Origin of the sequence: Paraburkholderia sp. EG287B, assembly GCF_040965595.1 — a bacterium.
In the GTDB taxonomy this organism is placed as follows: domain Bacteria; phylum Pseudomonadota; class Gammaproteobacteria; order Burkholderiales; family Burkholderiaceae; genus Paraburkholderia.
Genome location: NZ_JBFRCG010000002.1, coordinates 177,611 through 190,915 on the forward strand (window position 1 = coordinate 177,611; position 13,305 = coordinate 190,915).

The window sequence follows — 13,305 nt, forward strand, 5'->3', positions numbered from 1 at the left end:
CTAAGCGCCCGCCGGTGGTCGCAACGCCGTGGCGGGTGCCGTCCGCAATTCGCTTCGCACGCTGCCCTTCGGGTTCGCACCACCCGCGCCGCCCGCGCCATCGCCGGCAGCATATCCTGCCAGGCCACCGGGCGAAGCTTCCGAACGCTCCGCGCGTTCGAGCGCGCTGATGATCTGTTCCGCGTCGCCGGGCAACGGCGGCGCGACTGCAAGCGCATCGGGCAGCGACAGATAGAACGTCGTCCCCTCGCCTTCCGTCGACTCCACCCAGACGCGCCCACCGTGCCGCTCGACCACGCGGCGCACGAGCGCGAGCCCGATGCCCTCGCCCGCCGCCACGTTGCCGTGCATGCGCTGGAACGCCTGAAAGAGCCGCGGCAGGCCCACCTCGGGGATGCCGAGCCCGTTGTCGCGCACATAGAAAATCTGCAGCGACTCCACGCCCGGCGGGGCATGAGCCGTGCCGATCTCGACGCGCCCGTCGCGCGCCGGATCGAGATAGTTCAGCGCGTTGCCGATCAGGTTTGCAAACACCTGCTCGAGCGCCGTCGGGTCGCCCCATACGTCGGGCAGCGTTTGCACGCTCACCTGCGCGCCGCGTGCGCGGATCGAGGCGTGCATCGCGTCGACCACGCGCTGCACCAGCTCCTGCACGCTCACGCGCTGTCGCCGGTACTCCACGCGCCCCACGCGCGCGAGCCGCAGCAGCGCGTCGATGATGTGCGATGCGCGCAGCACGGCCGTTTGCAGATAGCGCAGCGCCTCGCCGATGTCCTCGTTGATGGTCCGCTCGATGCGCGCGCGCGCCTGCGGCGAGAGCGAAGAATGGGCGATGCGCTCGCGCAGGTCGTTGCATGCGTGATTGAGCTCGCGCGAGAAGCCCTGCAGGTTCACGAGCGGCGCGCGCAGATCGTGCGACACGCCGTGGATGAACATCTCGTTTTCCTGCGTCTGCTGGCGCAGGTTTTCGTTGATGCGCGCGAGCTGGTCCGCGCGCCGCGCGAGGTCCGCCTGAAAACCGAGGCGCAGCCGCTCGGCTTCGATCAGCCGGTGGCTGATCTGGTGCAGCGTCAGGTCGAGTTCGGCGATTTCGTCGCTGCCCGCCGTGAGCGGCGTGAGCGGCTCGTTCGCGGCCAGCCGGTTCGCGTTGTCGGACAGCGCATCGAGCCGCCCGCGCACGCCGCGCGTAAACACCCAGACGGCAAGCGCGACCAGCACGATCGAGCCGAGCACGGCCGTCATCACGAGCGTCTGCTGCTGGGCGCGCGCCGCTTCGGCGGCGGACACCCGCAACACGTCGAGGCGGCGCTCCTCGGTCTGTAGCGAGACGATCTGCGTGCGCACGCGGTCCAGCACGTCGGCGGCCATCAGCGCGCGAAAGCGCTCGGCGAGGTCGGCGCGCCGACCCGAGCGCAACAGGTCCTGCACGCGGTCCGACCATTGACGATAGTTCTGCACGGCGTAACGGATCTGCACGGCGCGCTCGACCTGCGAGGGATTATCGGAGACGAGATCGACGAGCCGGTCGATGCGGCGGTCCACGTCCATCCACATCGAAACCGGTGTGGCGTAGCTCGTGTCGTTGGCCGCCACCGCACCGCGCAGCTTGACCGACTCGACCAGCACCGGTTCGAGCACGCGCGAAGCCTGCGCCAGCACGGCCTGGCTGTGCTGGCCCCAACGCTCCGCGGCGGCGGCGTCGGTCTCGGCCTTCACGATGGCCGACAGCAGGCTCAGTTCGAATACGGCGGGAATCGCGATCAGCAGAAGCCCTTTGGTCGTGAGGCGCATTGCGTGGCGGGTACCGGGCGACCGGACGTGCGTGAGGTGGCAATCTGGCCATTATGTCGGCGTTTGCGCCCTATGTCCGCCCGAAGTTTATCCTTCACGAAAACGCGAGATGATTTCGATTAGCCGACAATCCGTTGATCCGGAAAGGAAAATCGAATCAATCGCCCTATTCTGGCGCGCGATTTCCCCACCTTTGCGCGCAGGCCCGAGTTTGTGCCGAAACATGGTGCATGTGCCCCAGATCTCAGCACGCGCTCTGACGACACGGTATCGACTATTTTTCCGCATCGGTGCACGGCCGCACCGGCTTGACGCCTGTTGCGGCCGCAAATTCACCAGTTTGGCGCCGAAGCTGGCCCGCATCTTGCTCACTATGCGCCCATTTTGGGCAAACTGGGTACGCCAGATGGACAATCTAAAAACCGGCACCGACACGCTATTTCTGCTGCTGGGTGCCGCCATGGTGCTCGCCATGCACGCGGGGTTCGCGTTTCTCGAACTCGGCACCGTGCGCAAGAAGAACCAGGTCAATGCGCTCGTCAAGATCCTCGTCGATTTTTCGATTTCGACGATCGCCTACTTCTTCATCGGCTATACGCTCGCCTACGGCGTGCAGTTCTTCTCGCACGCCGACGTGCTCGCCGAGCACAACGGCTACGCGCTCGTGCGCTTCTTCTTCCTGCTCACCTTCGCGGCGGCCATTCCGGCCATCGTGTCGGGCGGCATCGCCGAGCGCTCGAAGTTCAATCCGCAGCTGTTCGCGACCTTCGTGATCGTCGGCTTCATCTACCCGTTCTTCGAAGGGATGGTGTGGAACAACCGCCTCGGTTTCGAAGATGCGATGACGCACGTGTTCGGCGTGCCGTTCCATGACTTCGCGGGGTCGGTGGTCGTCCACGCGTTCGGCGGCTGGATCGCGCTGCCGGCCGTGCTGCTGCTCGGGCCGCGCCACGGCCGCTATACGCGCGACGGCCGCATCGCCGCGCATCCGCCTTCGAACATCCCGTTCCTCGCGCTCGGCGCGTGGGTGCTCGCGGTGGGCTGGTTCGGCTTCAACGTGATGAGCGCGCAGACCATCGACAAGATCAGCGGTCTCGTCGCCGTCAACTCGCTCATGGCGATGGTGGGCGGCACGCTCGCCGCGTGGTTCGCGGGCCGCAACGATCCGGGCTTCACCTACAACGGGCCGCTCGCGGGGCTCGTGGCCGTGTGCGCGGGCTCGGACATCATGCATCCGCTCGGCGCGCTAGTGACGGGGGCGGTGGCCGGCGCGCTGTTCGTCTATATGTTCACCTGCGTGCAGAACCGCTGGCGCATCGACGATGTGCTCGGGGTGTGGCCCCTGCACGGCCTGTGCGGCGCATGGGGCGGCATCGCCGCAGGCATTTTCGGCCAGCGCTGGCTCGGCGGGCTGGGCGGCGTCTCGCTCGGCGCGCAGATCGTCGGCACGCTTGCAGGCATCGTGATCGCCTTCCTCGGCGGCCTCGTGGTGTACGGACTGTTGCGCAAATTCGTCGGCCTGCGCATCGATCGCGAACAGGAATTCAACGGCACCGACCTGTCGATCCACAAGATCACGGCCACCCCGGAACGCGAAACGGTTTCCTGACCGGTGCGCAACACGCTCATGCGGGCGGCGCCCTGCCGCCCGCACGCCGCACGCATCACTAACTAGCCATCAAAGCTGGCCCATGCCGCCGGCGACGATCACTTCGGTGCCGATCATGAAGGCCGATTCGGCCGCGCTCAGATGCAGCACGGTCGAAGCGATCTCCTCCACCGTTGCAAAGCGCTTGAGCGGCACCAGCCCACGAATCGATTCCTCGGCCGCCGCGAGCGTGGCGGCATCCATGCCGAACTTGTTGTAGAGCGGCGTCTTCACGGGACCGGGGCTCACGACGTTCACGCGAATGCCGCGCGGCAGCAGTTCGGCCGAAAGCGTCTTGGCGAACGAGATCAGCGCGGCCTTGCTCGCCGCATACACCGACGAAGTGGGCATGCCGATATGGGCGTTGATCGAGCCGTTGAGCACGATGGCCGCACCGTCGTTGAGCACTGGCAGGAGCGCCTGAATCTGGAAGTAAGCGCCCTTCACGTTGGTGTCGAAGGTGACATCCCAGAGCGCTTCGTCCACTTGCTCGAACGGCGCGAGCTTCGCCACGCCCGCGTTGACGAACACCGCGTCGAGGCGCAGGCCGGCGTCGCGCACGGCGGCGGCCAGTTCGCGCGCGCCGGTGATCGAGGCCGCGTCGTTGCGCCATGCGTGTGCGTTCGCGCCGAGCGCGCGCCGAGCGGCTTCGAGACCGGCTTCGTCGCGGCCCGTGACGATGACGTGCGCGCCTTCGGCGGCGTAGGCTTGCGCGGCCGCGAGGCCGATGCCGCTGGTTCCGCCGGTGACGAGGACAGTTTTGTTTGCAAAGCGGTTCATGACGTTCTCCTTGAAGGGGATAGTCTCGATCTGAGACTGTGATGCCATATTGCCGGGCAGCGCGCTTTCTGCCGTACGACGGTTTTGGCGCAAACGTTCGAAGCCGTCGAACGTTTGCGCGGGCAGCCGGCTTCAGCCCGTGACCTCGATCCCGTCAACGAGGCGCCTGGCAAGACGCGGTTCGCGCAGCCTGTCGATCCACCATTGCAGTGCGCGCCCCACGTGTTCGCCGCGCCACGCCACGTAAAGCATGTTCGGCTCGCGCGGATTCGCCGTGACCTTCTCCACCAGTTCGCCGCGCTCGATGAGCTTCGCGGCGCGCCGCCGCGGCACCCAGCCGACGCCGAGGCCCTCGCGCTGCGCGAGGATCTTCGCGCGCATCGACGGCACCGCCAGCACCTCCTGCCCCCCGAACAACCCGTAGCCGCGCCCCGGCGTGAGCCGCGCCGAATCGCCGACCGCCACGCCGCGCTCGGCCAGCATACGCTCGCGCGTGAGCGGCGCCTGCTCGCGTGCGAGCCGATGGCGCGGCGCCACGGCGAACGCCCACTCCACCACGCCGAGTTCGAACCAGTGCAGGCCGTCGATGGCGGGCGGCTCGTTGGTCGCGCCGACGATGAGATCGGCGCGGCCGTCGCGCAGCGCCTCCCAGGTGCCGGCGAGCACCTCGTGCGTGAAACGCAGCTTGACCCCCGACTGCAGCGCGTCGAAGTCGCGGATCACTGGCATCAGCAATTCGAATTCGACGATCTCGTCGGTGACGATCCACAAGCGGTCTTCCCAGCCGTTCGCGACCTGCCGCACGCGCTGCGTCATGCGCGCCACGTCCTGCATCAGGCGGCTCGCCTCCTCGGCGAGCAGATGGCCGGCCGGAGTGAGTTGCAGCCGGTAGCGCCGGCGGTCGAACAGCAGCGCGTCGAAGCGCGCCTCGAGTTGGCGCGCCGCGTGCGAAATCGTGGAAGGCGCCTTGTTCAGGCGTGCCGCCGCGCGCGACAGGCTGCCGGTTTCGCGGATGGCGTCGAGCAACGCCAGTTCCTCTTCGGAGAGCATGTGCGACTCCATCGAACGGGTGATCACGCGATGGTATGGCAGAAATGCGGCGCGGGTCGGATCACATGACGCCGCGGCCGTGCGCGCAGACTGTCAAAGTCGCCTTGACGGTCTGTCCAACAAAATTGTCGTTGCCTCGCGTAATGACCCGCCCGAGAATCGAACGCACGTTCACAAACCGTGAAGCGTGCCCGCGCGCCCATCAGAAGGGAGGCCATTGCGCAAGAGAACCGCATCACGCCACCGCGAAGCCATCTTTCCAGTGAGGTATGAGGCCATGTCCGTGCAGTCCCCGTCACCCGACTCCCCGTTCGTCGACTTGACCGCCATGATTCGCCAACGCACGGTGGAACACGGCGCGCGCGCGGCCATTGTCTGCGAAGACGAGACGGTCACGTTCGCCGCGCTCGATGCGCTGATCGACCGCTGCGCTGCCGCGCTGCAGCGTGACGGGCTGGCTCCCGAAGACGTCGTTGCCATCTGTGCGTCGAGTTCCATCCCATATGCCGCCGTTTTCTTCGGCGCGCTTCGGGCGGGCCTCGCGGTCGCCCCGCTGTCGCCGTCGACGCACCCGGACAGCCTCGTCGCCATGCTGGAGAACTCGCGGGCGCAGATCCTCTTCGCCGACGACACGGTTCGCCAGTTGCTCGCGGGCGTCACGCTGCCGCCAGCGCTGCGCGTCATCGACATCAGTGCAGCCGGGCAATACGATGCCTGGCTCGCGCCCGTGGGCGCCGCGCCCCGGCAGGTGGAGATCCGGCCGGAGTGGGCCTTCAACATCATTTACTCGTCCGGCACGACCGGCGCGCCCAAAGGGATCGTCCAGTCGCACGCGATGCGCTACGCCTATACGCTGCGAAGCCTCGAGCGCGGATACGGGCCGGAGTGCGTTACCTTGATTGCGACGCCCCTCTATTCGAACACCACGCTGGTGAGCTTCTTCCCGACCCTGGCGCTCGGTGGAACGGTTGTCCTCATGCCGAAGTTCGATGCGAAGCAGTATCTCGAGCTTGCCGAGCGCAAGCACGTCACGCACACCATGCTGGTGCCGGTGCAATACCAGCGCATCCTCGGCCATCCGGACTTCGATCGCTACGACCTATCCCGTTTCCACACGAAGTTCTGCACGAGTGCGCCGTTCGCGGCGGCCCTCAAGGCGGACGCCCTGCGCAGATGGCCCGGCAAGCTCACCGAGTTCTATGGCATGACCGAAGGCGGCGCGTCATGCGAGCTTTGCGCGGACGAGTTTCCCGACAAGCTGCACACCGTTGGCCGCCCGCTGAACGGCCATGAAATGCGCCTGATCGATGCCGACGGACGCGAGGTCGCCACCGGGGAAGCGGGTGAAATCGTCGGGCGTTCGCCAGCCATGATGACCGGCTACTACCGGCAACCGGACAAGACGGCGCAAGCCGAGTGGTACGACAGCGATGGCCGGCGCTTCATCCGGACCGGGGATGTCGGCCGCTTCGACGCAGACGGCTTCCTCGTGCTGATGGACCGCAAGAAGGACATGATCATCTCGGGCGGCTTCAATATCTACCCGAGCGATCTGGAACAGGTGCTCGCCCGGCACCCCGAAGTCCTTGAATCCGCAGTGGTCGGCGTGCCGTCGGCGCGCTGGGGCGAAACGCCGGTGGCGTTCGTCACGCTCCGGCGCGCTTCGGCATTGACCGCCGACGCGCTCGCCGACTGGGCCAACGGACAATTGGGGAAGATGCAACGACTTGCCGACGTGGTGATCGTCGACGCGCTGCCGCGCAGCCCGATCGGCAAGGTGCTCAAGCGCGAGTTGCGCGAGGGTTTTCGCGGCGAGGTTGCATGACCGGCCGCCAGGCGCGGGAGTGCCCGTTTGCCCGTTTGCCTGTTTGCAGCCGGGCGGAAAAAAAAGCGCCACGTTTGCACGTGGCGCCTTGAAAAGTTCTAGCCATTCCGAGGGCCGTGCTAGAACCTGAGAGACGGTATTCGGATGCGCCGTGCCATCGGAAAAAGATACGCAATTATGCGAATTGCATAACACGAGGCACATTAAAACCCCGCAATGTTGCGGGGTCGAGGCGGATTGCCGAAATCGGGTTCCATTTTTTACCTACATGCTGACTAAGTCAAGCAAAATCTCGCCAAAATGCGCCAATCGTCGAGCTTCTGGCATCCATTACAATCGTCTGATAATTTGCACCCTAATTTAAGGAGCGACGTGTTGATCGAACGCAAACGACCGTACCGCGCGGCACGCCGCGCTGACTTTGTAACGCCTCGCGCGAAATCTCAAAACTGAAATCCTGTTTCGGAAAATTGTCCCGCCAATGACTTCCGCACCCGATTCGCGCCATCTTGATGAACCTCCGCGAGATAAAGACGGCGGCGCCGACGAAGTGACCGCGCTCGCGCGCGGCCTTGCCGTCCTGCGCTGCGTCGCGGCCGCCGACGCGCCGCTCAGCAACCGCGAACTGACCGAGCTGACCGGCATTCCCAAGCCCACGCTTTCGCGCCTCACGGGCACGCTCGTGAGCACGGGCTTTCTCGCCCGGCTGCCCGACAGCGAACGCTTCGTGCTCACCTCGTCGGTACTGGAGCTGTCTAACGGCTTCCTGCGCAACTCCGACATTCGCAGCCGGGCGCGGCCGTTTCTCACGCGGCTGGCCGAGCGCACCGCGCTCTCGGTGCACCTCACCGTGCGCGACCGTCTGGACATGGTCGTGATCGACGCGATCCGCCCGCGCACCGCCGTGCTCGTCACGCGCCTCGAGGTCGGCTCGCGCATCGACATGGGCCGCACCGCCGTCGGGCGCGCCTACCTCGCCGCTCTCGATCCGCACGCGCGCGCCGAACTCACCGCCGCGTTGCAGACCTCGACCGGCAACGACTGGGGCGTCTTCGGCAGCCGGCTCGACGCGGCGCTCGCCGAGACCGCCGCCCACGGCTACGGCCTCGCGATCGGCGAGTGGTACGAGGGGCTCAACGCCATCGCCACGGCGTTCGCGGGTCCCAACGGCGAGATCTACGCCATCAACTGCGGCGGCGCCGCGCAGCAGTGCCCGCGCGAGTGGCTCGTCAGCCACGTCGTGCCGCTGATGCGCGAATGCGTCGCGCGCGTCGTCGACGAAATCGGCGGCGCCCTGCGCCTGCCCCACGCGACCTGACAACCCGAGCGTCTGCGCCTTACAAAAACACACGAAGGGTGTAACGCTCGTAACGTCTCGAAAGAAACGGCACTGGACTGTAACGAAGCGGGCAACGTAGCATCATGCTTTTTGGCGGCAAGGGCCAGCGCCGCCGCCCTTCGCCCGTAACGCCAGCCAGCCGCCGGCAACGCCTTCCATGCCCGTGAGCGCATGGCGCGGCATGCGGGCCGCAGCGCGGCGCGTCCCGACATCTTGCTTGCGCACGGCCTGCGTAGCATCGGCGCGCGCCCGCTGCGCCGGCGCCGTGCGCTGCTGCGCGCGCTTCTGCGAGCGCTTCGCGGCCGGCCCCCTGTATTGCGCTCCGCCAAGAGCCTTCGAGAACCCCGCTTCGAGAACCTGTTACCGACCTGACCGATGGATCAACAAGAAAAGCGCCCGGATTCCCCCCGTAAAGACACGACGCCGCAGTCCCCCGCTCCGGCCGCCGCGAGGCGCGGCAAGGGCAAGTTCATCGCGCTGGGCGTGGTCATCGTGATCGCCGGCATCGTGCTTGCGCGCTGGCAGCCGTGGAACAAGGCGCTCTCGGGCGGCAACGCCGCACCGGCGGCCGGCGCGCACGCGCGTCGCGGCGGTCCGGGCGCCATGGCCAACATGCCGCAGCCCGTGAGCGTGGCCACGGCGAAGGCCGGCGACATGCCCATCGTCATCACCGCGCTCGGCACGGTCACGCCGCTCGCCGACATCACGGTGCGCACACAACTATCCGGCACGCTTCAGGACGTGTACTTCCAGGAAGGCCAGATGGTGAAAAAGGGCGACGTGCTCGCGCAGATCGACCCGCGCCCGTACCAGATCTCGCTCGCCAACGCCGAAGGCCAGCTCGCCCGCGACCAGGCGCTGCTCGCCACGGCGCGCCTCGACCTCAAGCGCTATCAGACGCTGCTCTCGCAAGACTCGATCGCGAGCCAGCAGGTCGACACCCAGGCCTCGCTCGTCAAGCAATACGAGGGCACCGTCAAGTCCGATCAGGCCAGCGTCGATACCTACAAGCTCGACCTCACCTACGCGCGCATCACGGCACCCGTCTCGGGCCGCGTGGGCCTGCGCCAGGTCGATCCGGGCAACTACGTGACGCCCAGCGACACCAACGGCATCGTCGTGCTCACGCAGCTCGAGCCGATCAGCGTGATCTTCACGACTTCGGAGGACAACCTGCCCCCCATCATGAAGCAGCTGCGCGCGGGCACCAAAATGTCGGTCACGGCCTACGACCGCAGCAACACGACGATGCTCGAAGCCGGCTCGCTGCAGACCATCGACAACCAGATCGACACCACCACGGGCACCGTCAAGCTGCGCGCGAGCTTCACGAACCACGAACAAGGGCTCTTTCCGAATCAGTTCGTGAATGCGCGCCTGCTCGTCGATACGATCCACGACGCCGTGATCGTGCCCACATCGGCCGTGCTCAACGGCTCGCAGGGGCAGTACGTCTATGTCGCGAAGCCCGACAACACGGTCACGGTGCGGCTCGTGAAGGTCGGCCCCGTCGATGCCGAGCGCACCAGCATCGCATCGGGCCTCACCGTGGGCGAGCGCGTGGTGACCGACGGCTCCGACCGTCTGCGCGAAGGCGCGAAGATCACGATTCCCGCCGAGCATCCGCAACACGCGAAGGGGGCGTCGGGCGCCGCGGGCGCGCAAGGCGCCTCGTGGGCCGGCGCGGCCTCGGGCGCGCGTCATGGCCATCGCCACGCCTCGCAGACGCAAGCCCAGTAAGCCAGCATGAATCCATCCCGCGCCTTTATCCTGCGGCCGGTCGGCACGGCGCTGCTCATGGCGGCGATCATGCTGGTCGGCCTCGTCGCGCTGCGCTTTCTGCCGCTTTCCGCGCTGCCCGAAGTCGATTATCCGACCATCCAGGTGCAGACCTTCTATCCGGGCGCGAGCCCGGACGTGATGACGTCCTCGGTCACGGCACCGCTCGAACGTCAGTTCGGGCAGATGCCGTCGCTCAACCAGATGTCGTCGCAGAGTTCGGCGGGCTCCTCGGTCATCACGCTCCAGTTCAGCCTCGACCTGCCGCTCGACGTCGCCGAACAGGAGGTGCAGGCCGCCATCAACGCGGCCGGCAACCTATTGCCCTCGGACCTGCCCGCGCCGCCGATCTACGCCAAGGTCAACCCCGCCGACGCGCCGATCCTCACGCTCGCGATCACCTCGAAAACGCTGCCGCTCACGCAGATCCAGGATCTCGCCGACACCCGCCTCGCGCAGAAAATCTCGCAGGTGGCGGGCGTGGGCCTCGTGAGCCTCTCGGGCGGCCAGCGCCCTGCCGTGCGCATCCAGGCGAATCCGCGCGCGCTCGCGGCCTACGGCCTGAACCTCGACGACCTGCGCACGAGCATTTCGAACCTGAACGTCAACACGCCCAAGGGCAACTTCGACGGCCCCACGCGCGCCTACACGATCAACGCGAACGACCAGCTGACCGACGCGGACGCTTACAAAGACGCCGTGATCGCCTACCGCAACGGCCGCCCCGTCATGCTCACCGACGTCGCGAACATCGTGCAGGGCGCGGAAAACACCAAGCTCGGCGCGTGGGCGGACGGCACGCCCGCGATCATCCTGAACGTGCAGCGCCAGCCGGGCGCGAACGTGATCCAGGTGGTGGACAGCATCAAGGCGCTGTTGCCGCAGCTGCAGGAAGCACTGCCCTCTTCGCTCGACGTGCAGATCGTCACCGACCGCACCACCACGATCCGCGCCTCGGTGCGCGACGTGCAGTTCGAGCTGCTGATGTCGGTGGTGCTCGTGGTGCTGGTGATGTACCTGTTCCTCGCGAACATCTACGCCACGATCATTCCGAGCCTTTCGGTGCCGCTCTCGCTGATCGGCACGCTCGCGGTCATGTACCTGTGCGGCTTCTCGCTCGACAACCTGTCGTTGATGGCGCTCACCATCGCGACCGGCTTCGTGGTGGACGACGCCATCGTCATGATCGAGAACATCGCGCGTTACGTGGAGGCGGGCGACACCCCGCTCGAAGCGGCGCTAAAGGGTTCGAAGCAGATCGGCTTCACCATCATATCGCTGACGGTGTCGCTGATCGCCGTGCTGATTCCGCTGCTCTTCATGGGCGACGTGGTGGGCCGCCTGTTCCACGAGTTCGCCATCACGCTCGCGGTGACGATCGTGATCTCGGCCGTGGTCTCGCTCACGCTCGTGCCGATGATGTGCGCGAAGATGCTGCGCCACACGCCGCCGCCCGAAAGCCACCGCTTCGAGGCGCGCGTGCATGCGTTCTTCGACTATGTGATCGGCCGCTACGGCGTGGCGCTCGAATGGGTGCTCGCCCGCCAACGCCTCACGATGATCGTGTTCCTCATCACGCTCGTGCTCACCGGCATTCTCTACGTGATCGTGCCCAAGGGCTTCTTCCCCGTGCAGGACACGGGCGTGATCCAGGCCATCACGCAGATGCCGCAGTCGGTGTCGTATGCGTCGATGGCCGAGCGCCAGCAGGCGCTCGCCGCGGAGATTCTCAAGAACGAGAACGTGGAGAGCCTCACCTCGTTCATCGGCGTGGACGGCACCAACATCACGCTCAACAGCGGCCGCATGCTCATCAACCTGAAGCCGCGCGACGACCGCAGCGAAACGGCGAGCGAGATCATCCGCGACCTGCAAACGAGCGTGGCCCACGTGCCGGGCGCGACGCTCTATATGCAGCCGGTGCAGGACCTCACGATCGACTCGACCGTGAGCCCGACGCAATACCAGTTCATGCTCACCACGCCGAACATCCAGGACTTCGCGACCTGGGTGCCGAAGCTCGTGCAGCGCCTGAGGCAGCTGCCCGAACTCGCGGATGTGGCGACCGACCTGCAGGACCAGGGCAGCTCCGTGTTCATCGAGATCGACCGCGCGAGCGCGGCGCGCTACGGCATCACGCCCGCGACGGTGGACAACGCGCTGTACGACGCCTACGGCCAGCGCATCATCTCGACGATCTTCACGCAATCGAACCAGTACCGCGTGATCCTCGAAGCCGATCCGGTTCTGCAGCACTATACCGACGCGCTGAATTCGATCTACCTGCCCTCTTCCACCTCGACCACGGGCCAGGTGCCGCTGTCGGCCATCGCGAAGTTCCACGAGCGGCCCGCGCCGCTGCTCGTCACGCATCTCTCGCAGTTCCCGGCCACGACGGTCTCGTTCAACCTCGCGCAGGGCTCCTCGCTCGGCGCGGCGGTCAAGGCGATCCAGCAGGCGGAAAAGGACATCGGCCTGCCGGGCTCGTTCCAGACGCGCTTCCAGGGCGCGGCGCTCGCGTTCCAGGCGTCGCTGTCCAACGAGCTGTTCCTGATCCTCGCGGCCATCGTCACGATGTATATCGTGCTCGGCGTGCTGTACGAGAGCTTCGTGCATCCGATCACGATTCTCTCCACGCTGCCGTCGGCCGGGATCGGCGCGCTGCTCGCGCTGATCCTGACCGGGCACGACCTCGACATCATCGGCATCATCGGCATCGTGCTGCTGATCGGCATCGTGAAGAAGAACGCCATCATGATGATCGACTTCGCGCTCGAGGCCGAGCGCCACGAAGGCAAGCCGCCGCGCGAGGCGATCTACCAGGCGTGTCTGCTGCGCTTCCGGCCGATCATGATGACGACGATGGCGGCGCTGCTCGGCGCCGTGCCGCTGATCCTCGGCTACGGCGCGGGCAGCGAGCTGCGCCGGCCGCTCGGCATCGCGATCGCGGGCGGCCTGATCGTGAGCCAGGCGCTCACGCTCTTCACGACGCCGGTGATCTACCTCGCGTTCGACCGGATCGCGCAGCGTCTGCGCCAGCGTTTCGGCGGTGGTTCGCACGGCGCGGCGTCGTCTTCGTCGGAGAGCTGACGC

8 protein-coding genes are annotated in these 13,305 nt (G+C 66.6%); 5 read left to right on the forward strand and 3 right to left on the reverse strand.

The features are described from left to right. Positions 1-1,791, reverse strand: a complete 1,791-nt coding sequence (locus tag AB4Y40_RS03565; RefSeq protein ID WP_368686460.1) for an ATP-binding protein — start codon at positions 1,789-1,791, stop codon at positions 1-3. Between the two features lie 406 nt (positions 1,792-2,197). Here AB4Y40_RS03565 and AB4Y40_RS03570 point away from each other — a divergent pair, with 406 nt between their 5' ends. Further along, positions 2,198-3,400, forward strand: a complete 1,203-nt coding sequence (locus tag AB4Y40_RS03570) for an ammonium transporter (protein ID WP_254314253.1) — start codon at positions 2,198-2,200, stop codon at positions 3,398-3,400. A gap of 69 nt (positions 3,401-3,469) precedes the next feature. Here the strand turns inward: AB4Y40_RS03570 and AB4Y40_RS03575 are convergent, their stop codons facing one another. Further along, on the reverse strand, positions 3,470-4,219 hold the full coding sequence (locus AB4Y40_RS03575) for an SDR family oxidoreductase (RefSeq protein ID WP_368686461.1): 750 nt from the start codon (positions 4,217-4,219) through the stop codon (positions 3,470-3,472). Between the two features lie 132 nt (positions 4,220-4,351). Then, complete coding sequence (locus tag AB4Y40_RS03580; protein WP_368686462.1) at positions 4,352-5,269, reverse strand: LysR family transcriptional regulator; 918 nt, start codon at positions 5,267-5,269, stop codon at positions 4,352-4,354. Between the two features lie 277 nt (positions 5,270-5,546). Here AB4Y40_RS03580 and AB4Y40_RS03585 point away from each other — a divergent pair, with 277 nt between their 5' ends. The 4 genes from AB4Y40_RS03585 (at position 5,547) to AB4Y40_RS03600 (ending at position 13,302) form a co-directional block, all read left to right on the forward strand. Further along, positions 5,547-7,094, forward strand: a complete 1,548-nt coding sequence (locus AB4Y40_RS03585; RefSeq protein ID WP_368686463.1) for a class I adenylate-forming enzyme family protein — start codon at positions 5,547-5,549, stop codon at positions 7,092-7,094. A gap of 481 nt (positions 7,095-7,575) precedes the next feature. Continuing rightward, complete coding sequence (locus AB4Y40_RS03590; protein WP_368686464.1) at positions 7,576-8,412, forward strand: IclR family transcriptional regulator; 837 nt, start codon at positions 7,576-7,578, stop codon at positions 8,410-8,412. Between the two features lie 396 nt (positions 8,413-8,808). Beyond that, on the forward strand, positions 8,809-10,173 hold the full coding sequence (locus tag AB4Y40_RS03595) for an MdtA/MuxA family multidrug efflux RND transporter periplasmic adaptor subunit (RefSeq protein WP_368686465.1): 1,365 nt from the start codon (positions 8,809-8,811) through the stop codon (positions 10,171-10,173). 6 nt (positions 10,174-10,179) lie between these two features. Continuing rightward, positions 10,180-13,302, forward strand: coding sequence for an MdtB/MuxB family multidrug efflux RND transporter permease subunit (locus tag AB4Y40_RS03600; RefSeq protein WP_368686466.1), 3,123 nt, complete (start codon positions 10,180-10,182; stop codon positions 13,300-13,302). The last annotated feature ends 3 nt before the right edge of the window (positions 13,303-13,305 follow it).